Here is a 24,749-nt window from a genome sequence, read left to right as displayed (position 1 = left end):
CCACCGCCGATTCCGATTCCAATTCCAGGATATCCACCACCGATTCCACCAGGGTAACCGCCGATTCCGATTCCAGGATATCCACCTAAACCTCCACCGATAGTAATACCGCCAGAGATTCCAATACCATTACCGTAACCACCAAGACCTCCAAGAGATCCACCGATTCCAATTCCAAGTCCAGGATACATTCCACCTGAGCCAGAGAAATATGGCCCCATCATTCCACCTAAGAATCCAGGAGTGTAGCCGGCGCTAAGAAAAGGATTTCCACCCAGTCCACCAAAACCACTTCCATAGATTCCACCAAAGCCAGCGAAGTCTCCGCCGCCAACAAAGTTACCATTACATTGCATCATGCTCTGAGCATCTTCAGCAACAATTGGAGTGGCTCCTCTTTCGATAGAATAATCAAGATATGAGTTAAAATTTGATTTACATGCTTCGTAACCAGAGTTGTAGTAACCCTCGTAGGCATTGGCCCATGCTTTATTTGACTTGTATCCGAGATAAGCTGATCCAAGTAAACCAACTACAGGCATGACTGCATTTAATCGTTCAGACCAAACGTCATTCTTCGGTGGCTGCATCATCAAACATTCCACGCAAACTTCCCCACCAATCGAAGCAGATTGTCTTAGCAGATAACAACGATCTCTACTATCTGAGTCTGCGATAAACTGACAGTCGTTTGATGCTTGTGCGTTTGGAGCACTCGATCCCGAATCATTATAATAGTCTTCAAAGCTAGAGTCCGAGTATGGATCATTTGCAAGAGTTCCTCCCACAAGTGACGTCATCAACCAGACAACAAATAAAAGCTTTTTAGTACCAAATTGCATAAGGTCCTCTCATCTTATGTATCTTAACCCGAGTTCATTAAATATTTTAAACAGGCCAAGATTTTTTATCTCATTCGCTTTACGGTGATTACTTGATAAAACTTTAACTTTATTTGATGAAAATCCTTAAACTCTTGAAATTACGTCAAACATGATCAGAATGAGTATTTACTGGAAAGTACTTTAAAGCTATCTTCATGCCTATGAATGGATATGGAACACTATTTGAATGGCTTATCGTAATTGGGGTTATCCTCGCTCTTATTTACACGAGCTTCATTATAAAAAATGAAAAAAATACGTTTTTAGAAACGGCATTGCCGATAGATTTTCATGGCTACCGTTTTCTCATCCCCTCTTGGTGGGATAAAACTTTAGATGAAGTAGACACGCTTACATTTGAAAGAACTGACACTCGCTACGACTGGAAGGCCACCTTTACATGGATGCCATTTGAAGGTGAAGGAATGCTCATTGAAGATAAATTCAAATCTCTTATGAAAGAGAGAGAAATCCTCTTTGATCCCGATACAGGAGACATCCTTAACCCGGCTGACTTTTGCGATCACCCTCTAAGCACGAGTAGCCCCTCAACAGAAATGGTACGAATAGAAGGCATGGCAACTCAGGAACAAGTTGATAGAATCTACTACGACGCCTTCCTTCTTAAAGATAAAGAGCAAAAAGCTTTTCTATTGTGTGAATCGAGAAGTTCTATTTTGAATGGCCTCGTAGAAGGGCCCTATTTTGAAGAGGCAATTTTAAGACTAGACATAAAAAAAGCCACCTAAGAAGGTGGCCTTTAATTAATTCTTTTTAGAAGAGAATTGACGAATCTTTCTAATGAGAAAAGCTTGAAGCTCTTCATCACTTCCAAAAACATCATCAATAAAATCGCTACTCAAAACGAAATCATTCATTCTTTTAGAAATCTGATTAAGAGACTCTACAAGGTAAAGTCCACTAATATTCTCACCACTGAAAGACTTAATAATTTCTTTTCTGGCGTGGTTGAACATTTCAGTTTCAGTAATGTCTTCAGGAAGATAATCATCTCCCATTTTCTCTTGCACTTCTTCTACAGCTTGCTCACGAATATCTTCATCAGTAGCAAAACTAACACCATATTCAGTGGCCATTGAATCAATTAAAGCTTCACGGTTAGCAATGTCGAATTCGATCATCCCTTTGGCCTTAAGATTATCAATTGTGTAACTCGCAAGAGTTTTTAGTGTTTCAAAATCAGTTCTCATATTGAAAAACTCCAAATACTTGTAAAATCTGTCTTTTAGTGTACCCCATAAATCTTGCATCTAACAAGTAACTTTACAGAATTCCTCACTATTTACGCTTAATTAATTTTAAAAGGCTTTTAAATTCTCCTAGAACCCCTAGAATTAACGCATAAGCCAAAACACCAGAGATCCCACTTAAACAGAAATAAAGGGCCCTTTCTAAATAAATTGCCTCTCTATCATAAAATAGTTGAGAAACATTCTCAGCTGCTAGATAGCATCCAATCGCAGCAATGAAGATTTTAAAAATTCTTGGATAGAGAAAGAAGCGAATCCCTATGTCGAGATACTTATTTAAAAAGATCGATTGTAAAAGAGTGATGACAAGCATCGAAAGACTTGTCCCTAGAGCAAGAATCTTAAAACCGTAAACAGGAGTTAAACTCACACAAAAGATGATATTGCAAAAGATGGCCAGCACAGAAATAAGAACCGGAACTTTTGGTTTATCTAAAGTAAAAAACGTTGGAGAAAAGATTTTATAAAGTCCATAAAAAGGAAGTCCAACTAAATAGTAATTCAGAGCACTCGTAACCATGGCCGTATCTTGACCACCAAAACGACCACCTTCAAAAATCAATTGAACCGTTTCACTTGCAAGTGCAAATAAAAGAGCAAAGGCAGGCATCACAGTGAGAAAAGAAAAGAAGTAACCCGTTTTCAAATGCTCAATACTTCCGATGCGATCGCCCTTTTTCCAGGTTTCAGAAAAATGGACAAGATTCGAGTTAGCAATCGAAACGCTCAAAATTCCAACAGGAAATTGAAAAAGGCGAAAAGCATAATTTAGCCACGTCACTGCTCCAACCATTGTTGAAGTAGCAAGCATTGTCGTGATTAAAATGTTGATCTGAGTTGCAGCAATACCGATCGTACCAATACTAATTCGGTTCATGATCTTAGTCGTTGCTTTGCTAAAGAGCTTCACTGGACCTAGTGGTCCATAGGCCTTTTTAAATAAAATCGGAAGCTGAATAAGCATTTGAACAGCACCACCGATTAATACACCGAAACCTAGAGCATAAGCTCCATTCATTCCAAAGTTCTCCATAACACTTGGACCAAAGAGGATGGCAAGAATCATCACTACATTGAAGAAAGCCGGGGCCATTGCTGGAATGAAAAATACTTTAAGTGTATTGAGCGCACCCATAAAAAGTGCCGCAAGAGAAACAAATGTAAGAAAAGGAGCCATGATGCGAATGAGCATCACTGTAACCTCTACCCTCTGAGGGTCTGATGTAAATTTCTCATCAGTCATAAGATGAAGAATTTCACTGGCAAAACCCATAATAAAGAGAGAGATGAACCCAGTAACTGTTCCAAGAAGGAGAAACATCGACCATAGAAGTCTTCTTGCTTCCTCGTCACTAATCGTACGAATTTCTGTAAAGACGGGAACAAATGCCGATGAAAAGGCACCTTCAGCAAAAAGGTCTCTCAGCATATTGGGCAATCGATAAGCGATGGAATAAGCATCAGTGATACCAGAGGCACCAAAGACATGGGCAAGGGCTTTTTCTCGAACAAGTCCAAGAACTCTAGATGAAAATGTAGCCAGGGCCATTTTTAAGGCCGAAAGAATGAATGACTTTTTATCTTTACTCATAGAGCTCTATCATAAAGCTCTTAAAACTGGTCTGTCGATAGAAGAACGAGAGTACAAGCTCTTTCAGTAGAAATATTATTCTTAGTGAGTTCACTTTCTAAAAAATCATTTTCAGTGCCTGGATTAAAAATAACTCTTCCTACATCCAACTTTAATATTTCATCTTTTAACTGCGAGCTAATTTTAGAATTTACATAAACAGTAAGAGTGTCGTACTTTCCTTTCAGTTCACTCAGAGAAGAGAATACTTTTCTCCCTTCAATCTCACTGAGTTTTGGATGGACTAAAATCGTCTCATGCCCATGGTCTTCAAGCATCTTCATCGCTTTATAAGAATAGCGATCAACACAGTCCGAAGCACCAAGAATAATAACTTTTTCACTACTCACATGAACTCCCTAATTAAAAACACATTGAGTAACTCCATTTGGAGTTGTAATTTGTGCCTCTTTTATTTTACCACCAATCTTTTTAATGAAGACCTCGCCTCCATCAAATTTAAGAGATTCTGCAAGTTCATCATATAAGACCTTACCGCCATTCACATATTTTTGAATGACTTCAGGGGTTGGATTATAGACATCTTTAGGGTCAATTTTAACAGGAACTGGAAAAGTATCTGTATCTTCTTTATAGAGAACTAACCTCTTTACTTCACCATTTTCTGCATCGTCCATAAAAACTCTCAAGCGAAAGACATCCCCCTGCTCACTTTCAAAGTGAATATTTTGCCAAGAAAAAGAGCTCTCTTCGTAAGCACCAAGCTGTTTGGCCATGAAGGTTTTAAAAGTAACAAGATCTTCAAAGCCACTATTCACATCTTGGTTTACTTCATAACAACTATCTAAAACCGACTCGATAACACTCATTTCATGGTGCTTAAGGTTTTTTATCTCCGAAATTGCCGAGCGATTTCCACTGGGAGTAAGACCATTAGAATTAGACCTTTCAACACTATTTGAACTTTCCACAATTCCATTGCCCACATCATCTTTTCTCTCTTTCATGATCACCAAAGTATAGGCACCATAAACACCAATGAGAAAGAGGACCGCAATTACTTTTCTTACAACATTCTTCATAATTTTAACCATTTACAATTTTCAATATCGATAAAACAGCTTTTCAAACACAGTTGTCTAAGCTAGTAATTTAGCATGGATCAATTAGAAAGCTTTGAAAATAAAAAAGAATATGAATTCAACTTTATCGAACCCTCAAGTGCTCTGAACTGGGACGAATACTTCATGCTTCAAGCAATGATGGCAAGTTTCAAATCCAAAGATCCTGCAACTAAAGTTGGATGCGTCTTCGTTGACGAAAACAATCATCAAATCACCTTTGGCTATAACGGCTTTGTCGCTGGTATTGACGAATCGAGCCTTCCTTGGGGCAAAGATAAGACTGCCCCTTTAGAGTATCAAAAATATGGATATGTCGTGCACGCTGAGGCGAACGCCATCCTTCACTCAACAAGAGGCCTATCAAATTCAAGATGTTATGTAACACTTTTTCCTTGCCACGAGTGCGCTAAGCTTCTTGCCAGCTCAAAAGTTAAAGAAGTTATCTATCTTTCAGACAAACATGTTGGGACTGAGTCCAACCGCATCTCAAAAAGAATTTTTGAGTTATGTGGAATTCAATATCGACGCCTTGAGCTACAAGACAGAGTCCTAGTTGAGCTAAGTCAACATTTACAGGCCCTCGTCCAAAGCTAACCTAAGCTCACTATAAGTTTCATATATTTTGTATGGTATACTATTGTTTGAATAATAAAACTGTAGTAATACCAGTAGTAAGCAGACAAAATCTAACAAAGAAGAACGTTATGGTCCTTTCCAAAATCAAAAAAGGTCAGATTGTAAAAATCAAATCATTCAACGATGCTTTCGATGCCAAAGCACTTATGGTTGGAGTTGGTCTTTTACCTGGTGACGAAGTTACTATCATTAGCCAATCTTTCTTAGGCTCTCCACTTACCATTCGATTGAAACATGGTGAACTCATTGCGATGAGAACGAAACAAGCTGAACTAATTAACGTTGAAGTGATTGCAGGATAAATTATTATGAGTACAGTTTTACTACTGGGCTGCCCAAACTCTGGGAAGACAGCTCTCTTTAACATGCTCTCAGGAGCAAACAGAAAAGTTGCCAATTATTCAGGAATTACAGTCGACACAGCAACTGCTGCATTAAGAAGTAATAAGAAGAATGAAAAGCAAATCAACATTGTTGACCTACCAGGAATTTATAGTTTAGTTCCCTCATCAATTGATGAAGCTGTTACGGTCTCGACTCTTGTCAAAGAAAACCCAAGACTAAAAGAATATGATGAAGTTGTCGTTGTTATTGACTTAACAAGACTTGAAGCTTCTCTCGCTTTAGCCCTGGCCCTAAAGGACTTCTACGAAGGTAATATCAAAGTTATCTTTAATAAATCAGATATTGAAGTTGCTAAAAACCTCGACCTAGAAGGACTTGGAAAAAACTTAAATGTTCCTTTTATCATTACAAGTACGATCAAAGGAAACGAAAAAGAACTCGACGCCTTTCTAAGAAATAATCTTGCAGATAAACCAGTTTCTCTATCTAAAAAGATTATTCTTTCTGAAGAGTCTAGTAGCTATAACCCATTTGATACTGACTATAACAGCAACGAATTTATTGACCTAGGACATAACGAAGTTGATACTCTGGCCATTGTTGAATCTTACCAACGAAAGTCTCGTGATCTTAAGGCCAATTACACAATTGCCAATCACGATAATTATATTAAAACGACAAATAGAATCGACAATCTAATTCTCCATCCATTCTTTGGAGGAGTAGTTTTCCTCGGTATCTTTTACTTCATCTTTCACGCTCTTTATACATTTTCAGGTCCTATCATGGACTTTATTGATGAGAATATTGGAGCTCTTGGAGAATTTGTCGCTGCAACTCTTCCAGAGGGAATGCTCAATAGCTTTCTCGTAGATGGAGTTATTGCGGGTGTAGGAGGAGTCGTTATCTTCCTTCCACAAATTATGATTCTCTTCTTTCTTTTAAGCCTTCTTGAGCAATCAGGATATATTGCAAGAGCATCAATCCTAACAGACAAGATCATGAGTTACTTTGGTCTTAACGGAAAGGCCTTCCTTCCGTATATGTCGGGTTTTGCTTGTTCAGTTCCAGCAATCATGGCCACAAGAACAATTGCCGACAAGAAAGAGAGACTTGCAACGTTAATGACGATTCCACTCATTACATGTTCTGCAAGACTTCCAGTTTACATTCTTCTCATTGGTACTTTTATTCCAGAAAAAACTGTACTTGGAGTCTTTAATCTTCAGGCCCTTTCTTTTTTCTTTCTATACTTTCTAGGAAGTATCGTTGCTTTAATTATGGCAAAGATTTTCAGATTGACTCTTTATAAAGGGAAGACGAATTCATTTATCATTGAGCTTCCTCTTTATAATAGACCTTCATTTAAAACGGCAATGAAATCCTCTGTCTTAAAAGGAAAGGTTTTCTTAAAGAAAGCAGGAACAATCATACTTGCCCTATCAATGGTGATCTGGGTTCTCTCAACTTTCCCTAAAGTCGATGATTCAAAGCTTGAGGGCATGACAGAAGCACAACAAGCGTCTTACAGTCTTGAATATTCAACGATGGGTCGCCTTGGTAAAACAATCGAGCCTGTTATCGAACCACTTGGTTATAATTGGAAAATGGGAATCGGAATTCTTGTTGCCTTTGGTGCGAGAGAACTTTTCGTTTCAACACTTGGAACAATTTATGCTCTTGGAGATGTTGATGAAGAATCAACGACACTAAGAGAGCGATTGCAATCAGAAATTAATCCAGTGACTGGTAAGCCAGTATTTAATTTTGCCGTTGCTTGGTCTCTATTAATTTTCTTTGCTTTTGCAGCTCAGTGTATTTCAACTCTGGCCATTGTAAAAAGAGAAACAGAATCATGGAAAAGTGTATTAGGAATGACTGCATACCTAACTCTTCTTGCTTACGGCGGAGCCTTTCTGACCTATCAATTACTCATTTAAATAGCTTACTAAAAAAGGGTGGAATTTCTCCACCCTTTTTATTTTCTAATCTTAACAAAATCCTATTATTTATCCTCTAATTTCTTCCCAATTACACCAAGACAAAAAGTCAGTTCCCCCCTATAATCTTTAATGACTTTAACACCTACACCATACGGAGAAATACATGAAACCGTTTATCGTTGTATCAGATGGAATGGACAAAGATGTTTTTGCTAATTTACAAGAACAAGCTGAATTTGAAGTTCATCCAAAAGCAAAACTCACACAAGACGAATTAAAAGAACTGCTTCCTAAAGTAAATGCTCTCGTCATTCGTTCAGCGACAACAGTTGATGCAGAATTACTGAAAAGTGCACCTAACCTCAAGTATGTTATCCGTGCTGGAGAAGGAACTGATAATATCGATAAAGTGAAATGTGAAGAATTAGGAGTTAAAGTTTCAAATACTCCAGGTGCTAATAACAACTCAGCCGCAGAGCACGCCATTGCTCTTATGATGACAGTTTTAAGAAAGACGGCCTATGCCCACTCTACGATGAAAAATGGTGGATGGGATAAATCAAAATATACAGGTTTAGAATTGGCCAATAAGAAAATTGGTGTCGTTGGATTTGGTCGTATTGGTCAGATCGTGGCGAAGAGACTTTCTGGGTTTGAGCCAGAAGTTCTTTTCTTCGACCCGTTCCTTGAAAAATCAGATATTCCTTATGCGACAAAAGCAAAAGACCTTGAAGAAATCTTCTCAACTTGTGATGTGATTACTCTTCACACTCCTTTAATGGATAGTACGAGAGGACTAGTTGATGAAAAACTTCTAGGACTAATGAAACCAGATTCAGTCCTTGTGAACGCCTCTCGTGGTGGAATTGTTAATGAAGAAGCTCTCTTTAACATTCTGAATGAAGGAAAAATCAGAGGTGCTGGATTTGATGTTTATGCAACAGAGCCACTTGAAGAAAACTCTAAACTTAGAACTCTAGAAAACCTTGTTATGACTCCGCATTTAGGTGCTGCAACAGAAGAGGCGCAAATTAGAGTTGGGGCCATGGCCTTTGATCAATTAAAAGAATTCTTCCTTAACGAAAACCTCGTTAACGAAGTAAAGGCCTAATATGCAATCGCTAGCAATTATTGGCTCCCAATGGGGAGATGAGGGAAAAGGCAAGATTACAGATCTACTTGGTGCAAAATGCGATGTTGTCGTACGCTATCAAGGCGGAAACAATGCTGGACACACTATTATTGTAGGCGACAAGAAAATCGTTCTTCACCTTATTCCTTCAGGAGTACTCCACTCTCACTGTACTTCAGTGATTGGTCATGGTGTTGTCTTCGACCCTGAAGCCTTTATGGTTGAAATGGAGAATGTTTCAAACTCTGGAATCAATCTCACGAGTGAGAATCTAAAGATCTCATCAAATTGTTCAATCATTACTTACTACAATAAGCTTTTAGATGGTCAAAGAGAAGCCAAGGGTCCAGTTAAGATTGGAACAACCGGAAAAGGTATTGGACCAACTTATGAAGATAAAATTTCAAGAAAAGGAATTAAGCTTCGAGATCTTTTTGATTTAGACATACTAACAACAAAGCTTGAAGCAAATCTCATTGAAAAAGAAGCTCTTTTTAAAAATCTCTATAGATGTGACTACCCTAGCGCACAAGAAGAAGCGAAAAGACTCTATGAACTAGGTAAAAAGATTAAACCATTTGCAACTGACACATTCAGTTTTCTCGATCAATCAATTCGTGAAAATAAGAAACTTCTCTATGAAGGTGCACAAGGAGTACTCTTGGATATTGACTATGGTTCTTATCCTTTTGTTACTTCTTCAAATACATCTTGTGGTGGGATCTACACAGGAGCAGGTCTTCCAGGAAAATCGATTTCAGAAGTCTTGGGTATCACAAAGGCCTATACGACAAGAGTTGGCGAGGGACCTTTTCCAACTGAGTTATTTGATGATGTTGGTGAATTTATTCAAACAAAAGGTGGAGAATTTGGAGCAACGACTGGCCGAAAAAGACGATGTGGCTGGCTAGATCTTCCACTTCTCAAGTACACGGTAAAAGCATCTAATCTAACATCTATCGCGCTGACAAAAGTCGATGTTTTAAGTGGAATGGATACTCTTAAAGTTTGTTATGCCTATGAATACGAAGGTGAAACAATTGACTGTGCTTATCCTGGTATCGATCTCTCTAAAGTGAAACCACTTTATAAAAAAATGAAATGCTTCAGTGATGACTTTAAGTCAGACACTCTCTCAAAAGAATTGGAAGACTATATTAAAGAGGTTGAACAATTCATTGAAATCCCCGTTGGAATTATTGCTTACGGGCCTGAGAGAAGTGAAATTAAATTCAGAAAAGACTACTTCTAGAAAAAGAAGGGGAGTATTCACTCCCCTTTTTTATTTCTCCTTATTTTTTTTCTCTTTTAACTCTCTTAATGCCTCTTTACTTGGCTTCACATCTAGCTTGCCAATTAAGGTGTGTAGGCGGTTTATATTGAGTCCCGTATCTTGAATAATTAACGTACTAGCAAGCTTGCTTTCGATAATACGTCCGTATCGACTTATGAAAGGACGGAGGGCCCTTGCTATTAGCGCTCCGCTATTAGGATGTGTGAGTGTGTAGGATGCCATGAAGAAGTCATGGGTCTTAGGAATCCCCGTTGAGTCACTCTTTGTGTTCACGTTCATTATTGGGAGAGATTGATAGCGAACATCTCGTGACTCAACAATCTTGTACGTCTTTTCATCAATAGGTACTCGAATCAAGTTACTTTCAAATAGTAAACTTGTAATTAATTTGTCTGCATTACTTTGATTCCATTTTAAATCATCAGAATTTGTAACACCTCCTTGTAGTTTAATCGTCGTTGTATACGATTTACCTGTTAATTTACTCGCAAGATCTAAGCACTCTTTCACTTCATTACAACTTTCAGCTGCGCTACTATTTAATGGGAAGATTGAGGCCAAAAGTACAAATGATCCTAAAAGAATTGCTTGTTTTTTCATCTAAACTCCTTGTTTGTGATGATCTTGCTACGTATTCCATGATGAACTTTCCAAATGTAAATTGTGTCAAAGAAATGTCAAAAGTTGAACGTTTTTGTTTAAAGTTTAGACAATTCCTTCTTTATAAAGTGCTGAAATTAAGAAAATAGATATGGCAACGATCTTGCTTTATAAACACAAAGGAGTTTTTTATGCTTAAGAAAGTCACGGCGCTGACCATCTTGGCCGTATCATTTCATTCTTATTCGTTTGGGATTGGAAGCTTTAAAACAAGCTACCTTCAATCACTTATTTATAGAAACCAAACGATAAAATCAGATGATTCAACTAAATCAAAGGGGAAAATTGACCCTTATACCTACTGCTATGGAATTTTCTTATCTCAAAAAGAAGTTTGGGAAAAAGAAGTTCAAAAACAAGAGGGACAAACTCAACTTGTTCAACAAGGTGGAATTTCTAGGCCCTTTACACTAGATGAAATCCTCAATATGGAAGAGAAACATCCTCATTTGAAAACAAATATCAGAGGTACAAATAGATTAAAAGATACTTACTCAATCCTTGGAAAACCAAGATTTCCTCATGCTCGAACAACATGTTCAGACTTCTTTGAAGAAGAAGTTCAAGTTAAGCAAATTGATGGGAAACTTTGTCGTGAAGTTCGCTTTACCACACCAGAAGACCCTTCCATGATTTATTACCAAGTCTACTGTGCTAACGATTATAGCTTATACATAAAGTTTGAATGATCAAAAACTACAATAAAACAATCCCCCTATTAATAATGATTTCCCTACTGCTGCAAATAAAGTGCGCACTAGGGAATTCTCTTTTCTGTGAAGATGAAAATCGTTTCATCCACAAGGGAATCTCTTGCTGTAAAGAACTCTAAAATCAAAAACAATGTAAGGATATAATTGATAATCAATTATCAAATGAATTAGTTGAAACAATTCAAAGGGCACAAAAAGAAATTGATGATGAAATTCACCCTGCTGGAGCCTACCCTAATTGCCATTGGCTTTCTTTATATATGAATGAGTCAACAAGCTATCTTAATCCAAATTATCAGTCGGCCGTTATCCTTGAAGACTATGTCTCAAACTTAACGAAAGTTAAAAGAGAAGATCTAAAAAAAGGCGATCTTATTTACTTTGAAGAACACTCGAAGTCTCGCTATACAGAAAATGGAAAGAATTACTACAGAAACCTACCACCGAGACCTGCCCATAGTGCAACCTATATTGGAAATGGGTTTATTTTGCAAAAGGAGAATGTCTTCAACAAGATATTCTCTCTAGCTCCGCTTTCAAGCTCAATACACGCTTATGAGAAAGGTCTTAACTCTAGACCTCAAATTAAACGTGGAACGATTAAAATGCGCTATTTTAGAGCGAAGAATTAAAGAATTTCACCATAGAGTTTATTCTCTTTAAACTCTTTTAAATAAACTTCTTTAATCTGATTCTTTAGATCATCTTTGCTATCAACAAAGACGCGAACATAATTTGTCGTATAACCTTCCCACAGACCGGCCTTATTCTTTCTTTCAAAAAGAACTTCACTCGTGCTACCTACCTGATCCTCAGCAAACATATTAAGCTTAGCTTCACCAAACATATTCAAGGCACGAACTCTTTCTTTCTTTGGTCCGTGCTGGATGTGGTTATCCATTTTTGCAGCCGTTGTGTTCTTTCTCTTTGAATAAGGAAAGACGTGAAAATGGGTAATAGGTAGCTCTTTTAAAAGCTTAAACGTATTTTGAAACTGCTCCTCTGTCTCACCAGGGAAGCCACAAATTATATCAGCACCAATTCCAGCATTTGGAAAAGCTGTAATGATTTTATTAATAACATCTCTATAATAAGAAACATCATACTTTCTTCTCATATTCTTAAGAATCTCATCATCACCACTTTGAAGTGGAATATGAAAATGATCCATAAATTTAGGAGAAGATTTAAATACTTCTAAAAGTTCATCTGTAATCGTATTTGGTTCAACTGAAGAGAGTCGTAGCCTTTCAAGACCCTCAAGAGATAGAAGTTCTTTGATAAGATCAGTGAGCTTCTCACCACTATTGGCCTCATATTCACCAATATTAACACCAGTTAAAACAATTTCTTTAAAGCCTCTTTCAAGAAGTGCTTTTGCATTAGTCACTGCTTCTGCAACACTGATGGCCCTTGAGCGCCCTCTTGCAAAAGGAATAATGCAAAATGAGCAAACATAGTTACACCCATCTTGAATCTTTAAAAAAGCTCTCGTATGTCCTTCGGCAGAAGTTGTCGCGGCCCCGTAAAACTCGTGAGTCTTATCGATATGAATAACATCATCACCTTCTTCACTAAGGTAATCAAAAACTTTATATTTTTCAGTCGTCCCTAATACAAGATCAACTCCTTGCATTTGAGCAATACGTGGAGCATCCATTTGTGCGTAACAACCAGCAACGACAATCTTTCCTTCAGGACTTGCTTTATGCGCCTTACGAATAAGGTTACGACAAGTAGAGTCCGCACCATCAGTTACCGTACAAGTATTAATAAAAGTAACATCAGAACTCTCACCGAAATCAACAACTTTATAACCACGATCAACAAACCCTTGAGCGATTGATCCTGTTTCTGAAAAATTCAGGCGACACCCAAGCGTGTGAAAGCTAACTTTTTTCAATGATTCATTTGTTAATTCTGTTTCAGTTGTCATTTCTATTAGACCTATGCCCAAGCTAAATAAGAGGCTAAAAAATACGTATTTTGAACTGACTGAAATTTAACACGAAGTGCCCAATTTTCAAGAAAATCATGCAGTTTTTAGAAAAAAATATACAGAAGCTAAAAAAGTCCATTGACTTTTATCCATCAATTTCTTAGTATCTCTTTCACCGAAATGACGGATGTGGTCTCGTAGCTCAGTTGGTTAGAGCATCTCCCTTTTAAGGAGAGGGTCCTGTGTTCGAGTCACAGCGAGATCACCATTTCGATTTGAGTATAATCTAAACAAATTTCAGATAATGCTCCCATCGTCTAGCCCGGTCTAGGACACCGCCTTTTCACGGCGGTAACAGGGGTTCGAATCCCCTTGGGAGTACCAAGTTTATAAAAAGCCTAATCTTCGGATTAGGCTTTTTTTTGCCTTATAATTCCATTAATATAGAAGTTTTGACTTGATGCTCGGTCTGCCGCGCCCTTGGCTTGCATACCTTAGTCTCAAACATCTCCACTTCAATGCTTGCCACTGGCAACCATTGCCGCGGGATGCCCCTTGGGAGTACCAATTTATAAAAGAAGCCAGTCTATGACTGGCTTTTTTTATTTCTAAAAACGTTTGCTCGTTATTCGGGAAGTCCTCGGTCGGCAGTGGAAAGAATCTCAAATTCACTATCGATAAAAGCGACAGACTATTTCTAAAACCGTTTATATTTTAATTCTTTGTCTTTCTATTCACTGATCGAAAAACTCGCTTTTTCGATCAAAATTTATTTTTTGTATTTTAAGTCTGAGCCTTTTCGCGCAGACTTAGTTCATATTCCTATTTATTAAAAATTATTCTCTCAACTTGTGAAAGTGTATAGTTACTCATTAGTCCCTTTTCTGTCTCAAAAATATATTCATCCTCTACTCTGTTCTGTGTCTTTGGAATAAAAGCGACGAGCTTTTTCCTCCCATATTTTGTTTCAAATTCATCTCCAATACATAGAGATTCTCCAAAACAAAACCCTTGATTATCCACTGCAACGACAAGGCGGCCAACAACCTTTTGATCTTTATCATCTTCAAATATGGCCAAGTCTTCGTCTTTTAGATTTATACCTACCTGACTAGCCTTGAAATATGTTCTTCCAGACAAGAGACCCTTGTAATACCAAACAGGTGATTTTCTTAATACTTTCTTATAAACTTTAAAAGGGTCTAATTCTTCAAGGTCAACTTCCTTTATGTCTCCTTGTTGGTTTTGGAGCTGCAATTCACTTCTATCTTTTCTCACTACTTCATATTCATTCAAGGATTTTATAGCTACACTTTGCTCTTCATTTCTCCCATGCATATAACGACTAATCTTGTGTGCAAAACTTAAATCTTCTTTAATTATTTTGTTTTCTACTAAAAAAACAGAGTCGTTCTCTGCAACTTCTAAAGATGCATAAGATGAAATAGACGTTAGAACAATAATTCCAAGTAAGATGTTTTTCATTAAGTTTCTCCACTCATTTAAGTAATGTTTTTCTAAATACCATTACTCATAATTTCTTTATTTAAAAGTTTGACTATATACATGCAATACAAATGCCGGTTGTTAAAACTAAATATCTAGTAGTTATATAACAGTGATTGTTGAGCGTTTTGGCTGGTGTTTAAACTTTATACGAAACCTAGGGATATAGTGTAGCAGAGTATAATTTTGTGAGTTTCTTTGAAAGAGCGTATTTGATTTTTTTTAAATAAGTCCCGATCGATCACAGTAAATTCTGCTCGCTTTTGCACGTCGATAGCGATGAATTAACATGAAAAATGATGAAACTGAATTTGAATACGTGGAAAATTCAGCGAAAAAGGAGAAGTGGTAAGTCTTTGATTTAATGCTCGCTCTGCCGCGCCTTTGGCTTGCATACCTAAGTCTCAAACATCTCCACTTCAAACTCTAATAATGAACATCACTTTTTTTTGTCGAACGCCTGATAATAAAAAACTCAGCATCTAAATTTGACCTATTTTCTAAATAGTGTTTTTCCTCGGATTTAGCATGAAAACAAATACTATCACCTTCTCTTAGCACAACGCACTTCTCGCCTTCATATGCGTACAACTCACCTTTTGTAATATAAGCGACTTCATCAATGGCCGAGTGGATATGAGGAGCTGAGGCCTTAGTGCCTGGCCTTACTTTCTCTGAATAGATAAATAATTGATTCGTATGAAAAATTTTATCCGATAGTGCATATGGATAATCTTCCTCAGTTCTCCCTTCAGGTAACTTGTGCTGAATTTCCGTTTTTCGTTTAATATCCATTAAAGAATCAACTCCATCGGCTGCCCCTCAATATCAGCACCATTTATTGGACTTAGTTCAATATTACCGACTCGCTTAAATCCCATTCTTTCGTAGAAACCAATGGCCGTCAGAGTTGAAGTTGCTTTAATTTTTTTCTTATTAAGAAGTATGGACATATCAATCATATAATCCATTAATGTTGAACCTAATCCCTTAGATAAAACTTCAGGAGTTAGATATAATCCGTAAATTTCAACGGTAGAATCTTTTTTTGAATCGAAAATAAGAGCGTAACCTTCAATTGAATTATCTTGTTCAACAACCCACAAATGATGATTCAAAATGGCCTTTTTTCTTTTTTCACTATGAAACTCTCTATTTCCCCAAGCTTCAATTTGATCAGGGCGATAGTCTTTAGCATTAACTTGTTGAATGGATTTCATATGGGCTTGATGGATTCCTTCTTCATCTCCAATTCGTGCTCTTCTAATGTATGGACCCTTTTTAGTAGACTTCCATTCTTCTAAAAGAAGAGAAGTTACTTTTAAATCCCAAGAACGCTCTCTGTGATAAATAGCATTTCGAAGAATTCCTTCATAGGTGAAGTTTAATTTTTCCATCACACGAAAAGATGCAATATTTTGAACTTTGCATCGACATTGAATTCTATCGACTTCAAAAAAACTAAAGCAATAATCGATGACTTTTTGTGCAGCTTCAACAATTAGACCTTGCCCCCAAAACTCATCATTTAAAGCGTAGGCCAATTCCATATGGCGATTGGTTTTAGAAACCCAAAAACAACCAACAGTTCCTATTACTCTTCTCGACTTTTTCTCTACGATTGCGAATGGTTCAGGCGCACCTTCTTCATAAGAAGATTGAACATATTCAGAGATAAAGTCTTCACTGTCCTTTATCGTTTGATGTGGTTCCCAAAGAGTATACTCAGAAATATGCTTCTTTTTTGCATAAGCAAAGATATCTTCAGCATCATCAATATGAAGTTCTCTTAAAATTAATCTCTTTGTTTCTAATGTTGGTGGCATCCACATAAGAAGGCTCCTTTACAAAAGGATAGATTACTTTATTTGCAAAAGAAGCCAACAAATTTGTTCCTAAATTATCTTACAACATCTCTCATTTTTTTTAGAAGTTACCTAAGATTTGATCGACAACGTACTCAACTGTAGCCGATTGAGGGTAAGTCGGTTCATCTCCTATAAACGTCAATTCGTTACATTTTCCGAGTCGAATTGTTGCAATAGATAATTCTTTTCTCAATTCATCAATCTTCAAAGAGAGCTCGGCATTTGCCTCTTTACAGCTTACCTTACTCGAAACGTGAATATCTTTTTTCATAATAATCGTGGCAAAACTTGGCATTGAGCTGAGTAAAATTAAAACCAGTAAAAAATTCTTCATTTTTATCTCCTATCTACTTTTAGTATGTTGAAATTCATTACAATGTATTTATACAACTTATAAAATCCTTGTATCCGACCGTTGCATAACGACAAGCTTTGACAACAGAAACAGGATTTGAAAATTTTCTAGTTTCGACCGCTTCAATGCAACCAACGACTTCACTACCAAGAACAGCCCTGCCACAGGCATTAATCAGCGAGACATTTGTGTTATAAAATTTTACGACTTTCAAACATGAAACAAGAGAATGCTGTGAAGTCGTTCTACGACTACAAGCTCGAACTTGATCTGAAGACAATTCTCTTGGACCAGGGTTTGGATTTTCCAACTCTTCAATTCTCTTCTTCGCTTGATTTAAGTTTTTAAGACAAGACTTATTAGATTTTTCAAGACCTTTGTTTTCAACAGTAATGTTGTAGAGATCAATTTTAAGCTCTCGAACAGTTTCCTCACAATTACCAATTGGTCCTCTATCTTCTAAATCTTTTACTTTCTCTCTTAAATAAACAATTTCTTCTTTTTTCTTTTTCAATCTTTGTTTTAAGACTGAAATTTTCTTTTTCAATCGCTCAATATACTCTCTCTCAGTCTCATCGCGATTTTGTTCACCGTTCACAGCCTGCTCAATAACATTCGAATTTCTCTTTTCGCACTCAACATTTTTATCATTGCTACAAAAAATACCACATTCATTGAGTGCATCACTCTTTGCTTCGGCCTTTGTTCTACCGATTCCAGTATATGGTCCAAAGCCCTGATCTAATGTTTGGCAAAACCATGGTTTATTGAAATTGCGAACACCATCGGCCACTCGTCCTTCTATGACAGAGCCTAAAAAATCTGTATTTAAATTGATGGCATAAGCTAATGTTGGATTAGCAAGTATTGAAAATAATGTTAAAGCTTTTAATGTTTTCAAAAAAAATCTCCCTTATTGAGTTGATAAGAGAGATTTAATTTAGGATAGAGTTGTTCTCAATGAACAAAAGTGAACAAGTTTCTTAAAGCTGTAATTTTTCCACAATAAGTTCATCGAGGTGATTCTTAGAGATAGGTTTGCCGATAATTGTATATTCAGAATCTTCGATATCATCACCACCAAGAGCAGTGATAAAGATGATTGGCGTGTCTTTTAAAGCAAAATGGAGACTTAACCCACTTTTATCAGGCATTCTCACATCGGAAATAACAAGGTTTGGTAAAACCTTAGTAGAATTGATCTCGTCTGTTACTTCTTGTACAGACTTAAAGGTAGAAACAGCGAAGCCCCATCTCTTTTCAATGTGGCGCTTTAAAAAGGTAATAATGTCAGGGTCATCATCGACTAAATAGACAGAGATATCTTTGATATTCTTATCCAGCTCATCAAAGCTTTCTTCTTTCTTCTTAAAAAAATCAAACATACACATCACCTCTTTCATTTTGTAAGTTCATTTTCCCACTAAATCGTTCTTATTTTTGTTTATAAAAACGAAATTAAGGTGGAATTAAATTTAAAGTCCAAAATATAAGATAGTACGATTATTCAGAAGTTTACGTATTTGGCGATTTCTTTAAACTTTTCTCAATTTCTATTTTTTTCAAAGTCAAAATTCCAAAAAAACAGCACCTTGCCACTTTATTAAGGCACTCATCAAAAAAAATTGGATAAATAATTTCATTATATTAGCAATTAAACCGATAAATATTATCAGAATATTAAGTTCCTAGGTGAAAATGGCAGAGATGTTAAAAATATTAATAATTACTCTATTTTCTTTTATCTCATTTAGCTCAGTTGCAGCTAACAAGAGCTTTCCTTCTTTTACTAAGAAGGAATTGCAAAATATGTCGCCCCTAAAACTTAAGTCCATCTACAATGAGTATCAAAAATTTCTCATTAGGGCCGAAAGAAACTCAGGTTATCCAAAACAAATTCCAAGTAAGAAAGACCTTTTAAAGAAGTTCTCAGAAGTCTTTACACTTATTGACAGTGCTTACGCTTTCGATGGAGCTCCTTGTTACTATGGTGGATACAAAAGTATAATTTCAAAGGGTGAATGTGTAAGTCCAATTTCTTCTAGAGTTTCAGGATACAAAAGAGGTACTTGCTCAGCTTGGCAATTTCACTGTAATCCTACTCTTTATAAAGAGAATACTTGTATTAGTGGAATCAATAGTTATTCAAATATTGCAGGTCAATGCCTTAAGAGGGGAAAGCTAAGCCCTGAAGAACTTATAGAAAGAGAAAAAGATAACAAATTCAGTGATTTCATGAGAGAAGTCGATCAATACTGTTCTCAATTGTCGATAGATGGAACTGAAGAGTGCCAAATTCTAAAAGACTCATTAAGTAAGATCAAAAAAGAAAAAGAAGAGCCTGTTGATCAAAAGAAAGTCATGCAAGAAGTGACTTCGAGCCTTGAAAAAGTTCAAAGTTCAACAGAAGTTCCAAAAGGGTGTTTTGCAACGACTGATAAAAAGTATTGCCCAGAAGCTAATACTGATTCACTTGATAGCCTTTATGCTTCAGGGATTATCGGTTTTTTCACAGGAGATACTCCTAGAAAGAAATGTTCTGATAAACTTCCAAAAGGTATTGATCAAAAGAAATTATTAAAAGAACTGAAAGAGCGATATCCACATGATTTTGTCTTAACTGACTTTGCTAAAAGCTGTTTATCTAAGGCGCATGATGAAGTTGACTCTGACTACGAAAAAACGGATAAAGAACTAGCTCCAAGTTATATGATGGTCGATTACAATGTTAAGGCCGATAAAATTCAAAATGCTATCAATGACCTTCTCGACTCAAAAGATGTCATTAATGCAACTCTTGGTGATCAATCAATGAATTGTGAAGATCAAACAACAAAGAGAAATGCTGAGAGATGCTTAGAAATTAAAGGTTGCTCTCTAGGTAATCAAAATGAGCTATTCGATAGAAAATTAACTGATATTGAAATGGCCATTAAGTCGATTCAACAGCTTCAAGAAGAAATTAATACTCTTGCATCATCGTATTCATCTAGTAGGCTCTCATACAATACAAATAACTATAAAAAAGAAGCTAAAAGAAGAGAACTCGCAAAAAACATTCAAAATATTCTCGATAACAATCCTATTCTTAGAGGGAAACACTTCAACTCTATAATTAATGCCAATAAAAAGAAATCTTATGGTGGGTATTCATACAAAACACCTCTACCAAATAGAGAGGACATGAGAATTGCCCTTAAAAAACAAATGAAAGACACAAGAAGTCACATTAACGATATGGTTTCAGACTATCAAAATGCCCTTGCTTGTCTCCAAGGCGACTCAGATGACGATTGTGATGAAGTAGAAGATATTGTTAGAAGAACTGACTATAGATCAAAGTTTAAAGATGAAATTGATGAAAATTCGCAACTTTCAAAGTTAATTAATTTCCATGAATGTTCACAAGAAGAAAAACATAAAAGAGATGATGCCGATGATCTCATCATCGATATTGGCGCCAGTATTGCTTTAAGTTTTACTCCTTTTGCCGCTCTCAATGCTATTCGAGTTGCTGCAACGGCGGGTAAACTCTTAGCAACAACAGCTAGAACAGCTTCAGTTGCAACAAAAGCGGCAACTCTTTCAGCCGATGTTGCTTATACAGCTGACCAGACAAGCCAAGTTTACAAAGCTTGTCAAAATTCACAGGCAAATTACTTACAAACAACAACAACGCAATCACAAAGATCACTTAGTTGTGATGAAAGAAAAAAACAATCTATTGCAGCAACAAATCTTAATCGCTGTTCTTCAAGTGCAATCCTAACTGCCGCGATTGGTGCTCCAGTAGCGATTTCAGGATTTAAACTTTTAGATGTTGATACATTTACTGATGTTGCAAAAGTTGCGACAAGAAAAAGTGAAGTTCCTTTAATTACTGATCAAGCAACTAAAGGAATTGTAAATGGAGCCGGAAAAGAAATAAAAGCTTCTACGACTAAACTTCCAGCAGTAAAAACTGATCCTAAGCCTCCTGCAAAAGTCGAGACGACTTCAGTCTCTCCAAAAGCCGAAGCGAAAACGGGAGAGATAGTTACTGATACCCCAGCTATTTACAAGCAGAAGGAAGGAATTGAGTTAAGTCCTATTCAAGGGGAAGCAAAAGTTGTCCAAGAAAGGCGACAAATAGGAAAAACACCAGTTGAAGGTGCCTACGATATTAGAAAGCCCCTTTTACTAGAGAGTCCAAAAGGCACGGCAGTAATACCAGTAGATACGAAGAAACTTCCAGCGACCTTATCCAAAGATGTTTCCACATCGAGAACTGTCACTGGAGAGCTTATGCCTGAGCAAGTAAAAATTGGTTTAAAAAGAGAAGGCATTGAAAAAGCTCCAATTGAGGGACAGTTTAAACGTATTGACGATGATGCCTTAATCAGTCAAAAAGGTACACAGATTGTTCCAGCTCAATCAAAAGAATTAGTGAAGGCTACTTCAACAGATGTTGTGCCTAAGAAAGTACTCACAGGTGAGCTTATGCCTGAACAAGTGAAAATAGGTGTTAAAAGAGAAGCAATAGAAAAAGCTCCAATTGAAGGAAAGTTTACTCGCGTTGATGATAATAAGATTTCAGCACCTGTTCCTAAAATTGAAAATACACCAACTCCAACAAATAAGAAGGCTCTCTCTCTTACAAGAACAACGGCTTCTGCACCAAAAAAGATAAGAGAGATTTCTGCACCAGTTAAGCCGACAAAGCCATCTTCTACTGTAAAAGGATATCAACAGAGAACAGCAGCGGCCTTGAGACTAGGCTTCACAGGAGCAGCGAATGCACAGCAAGCTCAATACCCTGTTCGAGCTCCTTTAAAAGAAGGATTTCGTTCAGAGAAACCAGATGCAAATGATTTTGAAATTGACTATGCTGTTGATTATTCAAATTTAGGATTTGGAAGAGTTGTGGCCACGGCCATAAAAAAACCAGAAGGTTCAACTCCTGTTTTCTATATTGGTTGCCATCCAGATAAAGATGCACAATGTGAGTCAGGAATTAAACTCATCCCTCTTGATGCTGTTAACGAATTGAAAGGGACAATCTTTGCTAGAGCGATTAAAGGTGGAAAAGTTGTAGCTACAGCTTCAATGAATTATTCATTAAATTCAGCTGCTGATGCTATTGTAAGTGAAGTGATTGTAGAACCGATGGAAGGTAAGCCATCTAGAGAAGAAGATAACACTCCGTCGAATGATGATGGGGAAAAGAATACTCTAAAATTCTCATTAAAAGTTACTAAAACAACTGATAAGTACTATGAACTCGAAGTTGTAAAATCAAAGGAACTAAAAGAAGATCACGTATGGTCTTGTGTTCCAGAAAAGTTATGCAAAGAAAATAAAGGGAAGAAGAAATTAAAATTCCCAAGAAAAGAAAAAACTTATCGAGTAAAAGTGTCACAGCTTTTCCCTGGAGACAAAGAACCTAGGTCACTTACGAAAGATATCAGAAAATGTGATTCAGAAGCTTGTCTATTCCAAGACCAAGCTCTACCAGGATTTCTTCCACCAACGGGAACGAATACTCCTGGTCAAATTCAAATGCCGACACCTAAAAAGCTTAATATCTTAATTAATCAGGGATTCAACTAGAATCCCTGTCATTTTCCTTAAGATATAAGACCTAACCTACTAAACCCTCGTAATGTAAAAAGATTATAAATGTTCTTTCTTTGCATTTCGCTTGCGCAAAGTAAAATAACGTACCATGCTGCTCTCATTGTTCTTAGAGGAGAAAACAATGCGTCTATTTTTACTATTTTTTCTATGCTCTATTCATTTTGCAAGTGCCGGAGAAAATCCACATGAGCGCATTCATGCGGTTATTGAAAATCAACTAGAGCTTACAAGCCTGGGACAGAAGCTATCCAGTCAAGTGCAAGAGAAGTCTCCTCTCTTTCTTTTCAATTGTCTCACTGATGATAGTAAAGACCTTCCCGTTTGTAAGAAAAGTTATCAAGTAAGTGAAAATGAAATTCAAATTAATGGTCATTTTCAAGATTCAGCGGATGAGTATTTATCATGGATCATCTTTCAGGCTCTTTATGAGTATAAAATGCTTTATATCGATTCATTCAAAATTCTCCCTACAACGGTTGAACTTAAACGTTATATCTTCAATCAATCAATGAAGTACACACAATCCTTATTCAGCACCTGTGAAAAGAGAATCGACTTCTATGCTCACCCTGAAAACGATTTTGCAAGAGTTGTCGATATGTCACTTTGTGAATTTTTTAATCTAAGTGCGAGTCAACAATTACTAGATGATAGAATTGATCTTCGAACGAGAACATTATTAGAAATTGAAGTAACCGTTCAACATATTTTAGAATCTGATAAATTTTCTAAAGAACAAAAGGAAAAGGCCTTAGAGCTTCTCAAGCTTTAATGCTCTTTCAATAAACCTTTTAGCATCACGAGTTCCAAGCCACTCAACTTCGATGTGACACTCTTTGCCTCGCTTTTTACAGTAAGATGTTAGATCAATATTCTCGCAATCTTCGAGTTTACGACCGTGAGCAAAGCCTGTTGTTTGATAGTAGTTGATACATTGTTTAGCGAAAGGCCTCTTTTTATAAGATCCAATTGGTTTTCTTACTCCATCGACCATAACGACAAGTCGAGCAACTCTCCCACACTCTTCTTTATAGAGCTTAGAGAGTTTATATGTATTTGAAGCACCCCAGCTATTTCCGATGATAATGAGTCCGAGATCATCATTAAGCTGTCTCCCATCTTTACAATCAAAAAGAGAGAGAGCATTTAAGAGTTCTTTTTTCTTAGAATAGTGAACGAGTTTATGAGTTTCTACAATTCGATAGCTGTTAGGAAGATTTTCGTGAGCTCCACTTGGTTGCCAATAATTTTCAGTCGCACGTCGAGTTCCAAAGCCACTAATTCCAACCACAACATATTCAAATGGTGCTGAAAGTGCTGATAATGCGAAAAACCCCTGTAAGAGAACAAAAATTAATCTCATAGAACCCCCCCCTATAATGAGGTTCTATTCATAACATCCTAGAAAGATATCTCAACAAGATCTGAATTCTTTACAGTTTTCGGGACTTATCTTTGGCCAAAACTTTCATTACAAGTTTCATTCCATCATCCTGCTCAATAGATATTGTTGCAGGAACACCGAGTGCTGTAATAACTTTAGGTTTACCAATTAACGTTTTCTTTCCGTTATTCAATTGGAAAACGCGAGTCGTGAGCATGATTAAATCTTTGGACTCGATATCGATCGTCGATGATTTAAAGTCGGTCGGAGAAACTTCTGTGAGAATATTATTGTTTTCAAAAACAAAAGACTCTCCAAGCTTACTTGTTATCTGAGAGATACTCTCTTTTGTCTTTCCATTTTCAGTATATTGAACATCGAGATCAAACTCGATCATTTTTGCGTTTGCACTAAAAGCTAACAACATCATCCATAAAGTAATTAATTTCATTAACAAACCTCATCTCTTTGAGAGTAAGATTTTATTG

The 24,749-nt window shown here is 36.7% G+C and carries 24 protein-coding genes, 2 tRNA genes and 1 pseudogene; 12 read left to right on the top strand and 15 right to left on the bottom strand.

What is annotated here, in order from left to right:
- Positions 1–842, bottom strand: a pseudogene (locus tag HBN50_RS17490) (hypothetical protein); the annotation flags it as partial.
- 197 nt (positions 843–1,039) lie between these two features.
- On the opposite strand from HBN50_RS17490, the gene HBN50_RS17485 reads away from it, so the two are divergent.
- Entirely contained in the window at positions 1,040–1,633 is a 594-nt protein-coding gene (locus HBN50_RS17485; protein ID WP_273872211.1) for a hypothetical protein, read from the top strand.
- A gap of 15 nt (positions 1,634–1,648) precedes the next feature.
- Here HBN50_RS17485 and HBN50_RS17480 read toward each other — a convergent pair whose 3' ends face one another.
- The 4 genes from HBN50_RS17480 to HBN50_RS17465 are packed head-to-tail and all read right to left on the bottom strand — an operon-like array spanning position 1,649 to position 4,828.
- A complete protein-coding gene (locus tag HBN50_RS17480; protein WP_273872210.1) occupies positions 1,649–2,155 on the bottom strand; it encodes a DUF507 family protein in 507 nt (168 codons plus the stop codon).
- Between the two features lie 28 nt (positions 2,156–2,183).
- Entirely contained in the window at positions 2,184–3,746 is a 1,563-nt protein-coding gene (gene murJ, locus HBN50_RS17475) for a murein biosynthesis integral membrane protein MurJ (protein WP_273872209.1), read from the bottom strand.
- Positions 3,747–3,766: 20 nt separating this feature from the next.
- On the bottom strand, positions 3,767–4,135 hold the full coding sequence (locus HBN50_RS17470) for a CoA-binding protein (RefSeq protein ID WP_273872208.1): 369 nt from the start codon (positions 4,133–4,135) through the stop codon (positions 3,767–3,769).
- A gap of 9 nt (positions 4,136–4,144) precedes the next feature.
- Positions 4,145–4,828: a hypothetical protein gene (locus tag HBN50_RS17465; protein WP_273872206.1), complete on the bottom strand. Its 684-nt coding sequence runs from the start codon at positions 4,826–4,828 to the stop codon at positions 4,145–4,147.
- Positions 4,829–4,903: 75 nt separating this feature from the next.
- Here HBN50_RS17465 and HBN50_RS17460 point away from each other — a divergent pair, with 75 nt between their 5' ends.
- From HBN50_RS17460 to HBN50_RS17440, 5 genes are all read left to right on the top strand, one after another.
- Positions 4,904–5,464: a deoxycytidylate deaminase gene (locus HBN50_RS17460; RefSeq protein ID WP_273872205.1), complete on the top strand. Its 561-nt coding sequence runs from the start codon at positions 4,904–4,906 to the stop codon at positions 5,462–5,464.
- Positions 5,465–5,574: 110 nt separating this feature from the next.
- Positions 5,575–5,808 (top strand): FeoA family protein, encoded by a 234-nt coding sequence (locus HBN50_RS17455; protein ID WP_273872203.1) that lies wholly within the window; start codon positions 5,575–5,577, stop codon positions 5,806–5,808.
- 6 nt (positions 5,809–5,814) lie between these two features.
- On the top strand, positions 5,815–7,791 hold the full coding sequence (gene feoB, locus HBN50_RS17450; RefSeq protein ID WP_273872202.1) for a ferrous iron transport protein B: 1,977 nt from the start codon (positions 5,815–5,817) through the stop codon (positions 7,789–7,791).
- Between the two features lie 166 nt (positions 7,792–7,957).
- A complete protein-coding gene (locus HBN50_RS17445; protein WP_273872201.1) occupies positions 7,958–8,905 on the top strand; it encodes a hydroxyacid dehydrogenase in 948 nt (315 codons plus the stop codon).
- A 1-nt stretch (position 8,906) separates the two neighbouring features.
- Positions 8,907–10,178: an adenylosuccinate synthase gene (locus HBN50_RS17440; RefSeq protein ID WP_273872198.1), complete on the top strand. Its 1,272-nt coding sequence runs from the start codon at positions 8,907–8,909 to the stop codon at positions 10,176–10,178.
- Positions 10,179–10,208: 30 nt separating this feature from the next.
- On the opposite strand, the gene HBN50_RS17435 is transcribed toward HBN50_RS17440, so the two are convergent.
- Positions 10,209–10,820 carry a hypothetical protein gene (locus HBN50_RS17435; protein WP_273872196.1) on the bottom strand — a complete coding sequence of 204 codons (612 nt, stop codon included), beginning with the start codon at positions 10,818–10,820 and terminating at the stop codon, positions 10,209–10,211.
- 191 nt (positions 10,821–11,011) lie between these two features.
- On the opposite strand from HBN50_RS17435, the gene HBN50_RS17430 reads away from it, so the two are divergent.
- Both HBN50_RS17430 and HBN50_RS17425 read left to right on the top strand, forming a co-directional pair.
- Positions 11,012–11,569 (top strand): hypothetical protein, encoded by a 558-nt coding sequence (locus HBN50_RS17430; protein ID WP_273872193.1) that lies wholly within the window; start codon positions 11,012–11,014, stop codon positions 11,567–11,569.
- Positions 11,570–11,853: 284 nt separating this feature from the next.
- Positions 11,854–12,225 carry a hypothetical protein gene (locus HBN50_RS17425; protein ID WP_273872191.1) on the top strand — a complete coding sequence of 124 codons (372 nt, stop codon included), beginning with the start codon at positions 11,854–11,856 and terminating at the stop codon, positions 12,223–12,225.
- On the opposite strand, the gene mtaB is transcribed toward HBN50_RS17425, so the two are convergent.
- A complete protein-coding gene (gene mtaB / locus HBN50_RS17420; RefSeq protein ID WP_273872190.1) occupies positions 12,222–13,529 on the bottom strand; it encodes a tRNA (N(6)-L-threonylcarbamoyladenosine(37)-C(2))-methylthiotransferase MtaB in 1,308 nt (435 codons plus the stop codon). The genes HBN50_RS17425 and mtaB overlap by 4 nt on opposite strands.
- A 194-nt stretch (positions 13,530–13,723) precedes the next feature.
- On the opposite strand from mtaB, the gene HBN50_RS17415 reads away from it, so the two are divergent.
- Both HBN50_RS17415 and HBN50_RS17410 read left to right on the top strand, forming a co-directional pair.
- Positions 13,724–13,800, top strand: a tRNA-Lys gene (locus tag HBN50_RS17415).
- 38 nt (positions 13,801–13,838) lie between these two features.
- Positions 13,839–13,916, top strand: a tRNA-Glu gene (locus HBN50_RS17410).
- Positions 13,917–14,354: 438 nt separating this feature from the next.
- Here the strand turns inward: HBN50_RS17410 and HBN50_RS17405 are convergent.
- From HBN50_RS17405 to HBN50_RS17380, 6 genes are all read right to left on the bottom strand, one after another.
- On the bottom strand, positions 14,355–15,017 hold the full coding sequence (locus HBN50_RS17405) for a hypothetical protein (protein WP_273872188.1): 663 nt from the start codon (positions 15,015–15,017) through the stop codon (positions 14,355–14,357).
- A gap of 447 nt (positions 15,018–15,464) precedes the next feature.
- Positions 15,465–15,833 carry a cupin domain-containing protein gene (locus tag HBN50_RS17400; protein ID WP_273872185.1) on the bottom strand — a complete coding sequence of 123 codons (369 nt, stop codon included), beginning with the start codon at positions 15,831–15,833 and terminating at the stop codon, positions 15,465–15,467.
- A complete protein-coding gene (locus HBN50_RS17395) occupies positions 15,833–16,864 on the bottom strand; it encodes a GNAT family N-acetyltransferase (protein WP_273872183.1) in 1,032 nt (343 codons plus the stop codon). The genes HBN50_RS17400 and HBN50_RS17395 overlap by 1 nt, the downstream gene beginning before the upstream one ends.
- 100 nt (positions 16,865–16,964) lie before the next feature.
- Positions 16,965–17,240: a hypothetical protein gene (locus tag HBN50_RS17390; protein WP_273872180.1), complete on the bottom strand. Its 276-nt coding sequence runs from the start codon at positions 17,238–17,240 to the stop codon at positions 16,965–16,967.
- Positions 17,241–17,277: 37 nt separating this feature from the next.
- The gene (locus HBN50_RS17385; RefSeq protein ID WP_273872178.1) at positions 17,278–18,162 is read right to left on the bottom strand and encodes a hypothetical protein; all 885 of its coding nucleotides are present in this window, start codon (positions 18,160–18,162) and stop codon (positions 17,278–17,280) included.
- A gap of 82 nt (positions 18,163–18,244) precedes the next feature.
- Positions 18,245–18,646, bottom strand: a complete 402-nt coding sequence (locus HBN50_RS17380) for a response regulator (protein WP_273872177.1) — start codon at positions 18,644–18,646, stop codon at positions 18,245–18,247.
- A 322-nt stretch (positions 18,647–18,968) separates the two neighbouring features.
- Between HBN50_RS17380 and HBN50_RS17375 the strand changes: the two genes are divergently transcribed.
- Both HBN50_RS17375 and HBN50_RS17370 read left to right on the top strand, forming a co-directional pair.
- On the top strand, positions 18,969–22,850 hold the full coding sequence (locus tag HBN50_RS17375; RefSeq protein WP_273872176.1) for a hypothetical protein: 3,882 nt from the start codon (positions 18,969–18,971) through the stop codon (positions 22,848–22,850).
- A gap of 148 nt (positions 22,851–22,998) precedes the next feature.
- Positions 22,999–23,649 (top strand): hypothetical protein, encoded by a 651-nt coding sequence (locus HBN50_RS17370; protein ID WP_273872173.1) that lies wholly within the window; start codon positions 22,999–23,001, stop codon positions 23,647–23,649.
- Here the strand turns inward: HBN50_RS17370 and HBN50_RS17365 are convergent.
- Positions 23,629–24,240: a hypothetical protein gene (locus tag HBN50_RS17365; RefSeq protein WP_273872172.1), complete on the bottom strand. Its 612-nt coding sequence runs from the start codon at positions 24,238–24,240 to the stop codon at positions 23,629–23,631. The two genes, HBN50_RS17370 and HBN50_RS17365, sit on opposite strands and share 21 nt — an antisense overlap.
- A 70-nt stretch (positions 24,241–24,310) precedes the next feature.
- Positions 24,311–24,712, bottom strand: coding sequence for a hypothetical protein (locus HBN50_RS17360; protein ID WP_273872171.1), 402 nt, complete (start codon positions 24,710–24,712; stop codon positions 24,311–24,313).
- Between the last annotated feature and the right edge of the window lie 37 nt (positions 24,713–24,749).

The organism is Halobacteriovorax sp. GB3 (assembly GCF_028649655.1).
Classification (GTDB): domain Bacteria; phylum Bdellovibrionota; class Bacteriovoracia; order Bacteriovoracales; family Bacteriovoracaceae; genus BSW11-IV.
The sequence above is the reverse complement of the archived record's forward strand: the minus strand, read 5'-3'. Positions and strand labels throughout refer to the sequence as shown.

Bases quoted from the DNA above. Each gene is read 5' to 3' on its own strand.
- HBN50_RS17485 (WP_273872211.1), top strand. From the start codon at position 1,040: ATGCCTATGAATGGATATGGAACACTATTTGAATGGCTTATCGTAATT.
- HBN50_RS17480 (WP_273872210.1), bottom strand. From the start codon at position 2,155: ATGCAAGATTTATGGGGTACACTAAAAGACAGATTTTACAAGTATTTG.
- murJ (WP_273872209.1), bottom strand. From the start codon at position 3,746: ATGAGTAAAGATAAAAAGTCATTCATTCTTTCGGCCTTAAAAATGGCC.
- HBN50_RS17465 (WP_273872206.1), bottom strand. From the start codon at position 4,828: ATGAAGAATGTTGTAAGAAAAGTAATTGCGGTCCTCTTTCTCATTGGT.
- HBN50_RS17460 (WP_273872205.1), top strand. From the start codon at position 4,904: ATGGATCAATTAGAAAGCTTTGAAAATAAAAAAGAATATGAATTCAAC.
- HBN50_RS17455 (WP_273872203.1), top strand. From the start codon at position 5,575: ATGGTCCTTTCCAAAATCAAAAAAGGTCAGATTGTAAAAATCAAATCA.
- feoB (WP_273872202.1), top strand. From the start codon at position 5,815: ATGAGTACAGTTTTACTACTGGGCTGCCCAAACTCTGGGAAGACAGCT.
- HBN50_RS17445 (WP_273872201.1), top strand. From the start codon at position 7,958: ATGAAACCGTTTATCGTTGTATCAGATGGAATGGACAAAGATGTTTTT.
- HBN50_RS17440 (WP_273872198.1), top strand. From the start codon at position 8,907: ATGCAATCGCTAGCAATTATTGGCTCCCAATGGGGAGATGAGGGAAAA.
- HBN50_RS17435 (WP_273872196.1), bottom strand. From the start codon at position 10,820: ATGAAAAAACAAGCAATTCTTTTAGGATCATTTGTACTTTTGGCCTCA.
- HBN50_RS17430 (WP_273872193.1), top strand. From the start codon at position 11,012: ATGCTTAAGAAAGTCACGGCGCTGACCATCTTGGCCGTATCATTTCAT.
- HBN50_RS17425 (WP_273872191.1), top strand. From the start codon at position 11,854: ATGAATGAGTCAACAAGCTATCTTAATCCAAATTATCAGTCGGCCGTT.
- mtaB (WP_273872190.1), bottom strand. From the start codon at position 13,529: ATGACAACTGAAACAGAATTAACAAATGAATCATTGAAAAAAGTTAGC.
- HBN50_RS17405 (WP_273872188.1), bottom strand. From the start codon at position 15,017: ATGAAAAACATCTTACTTGGAATTATTGTTCTAACGTCTATTTCATCT.
- HBN50_RS17400 (WP_273872185.1), bottom strand. From the start codon at position 15,833: ATGGATATTAAACGAAAAACGGAAATTCAGCACAAGTTACCTGAAGGG.
- HBN50_RS17395 (WP_273872183.1), bottom strand. From the start codon at position 16,864: ATGCCACCAACATTAGAAACAAAGAGATTAATTTTAAGAGAACTTCAT.
- HBN50_RS17390 (WP_273872180.1), bottom strand. From the start codon at position 17,240: ATGAAGAATTTTTTACTGGTTTTAATTTTACTCAGCTCAATGCCAAGT.
- HBN50_RS17380 (WP_273872177.1), bottom strand. From the start codon at position 18,646: ATGTTTGATTTTTTTAAGAAGAAAGAAGAAAGCTTTGATGAGCTGGAT.
- HBN50_RS17375 (WP_273872176.1), top strand. From the start codon at position 18,969: ATGTTAAAAATATTAATAATTACTCTATTTTCTTTTATCTCATTTAGC.
- HBN50_RS17370 (WP_273872173.1), top strand. From the start codon at position 22,999: ATGCGTCTATTTTTACTATTTTTTCTATGCTCTATTCATTTTGCAAGT.
- HBN50_RS17365 (WP_273872172.1), bottom strand. From the start codon at position 24,240: ATGAGATTAATTTTTGTTCTCTTACAGGGGTTTTTCGCATTATCAGCA.
- HBN50_RS17360 (WP_273872171.1), bottom strand. From the start codon at position 24,712: ATGAAATTAATTACTTTATGGATGATGTTGTTAGCTTTTAGTGCAAAC.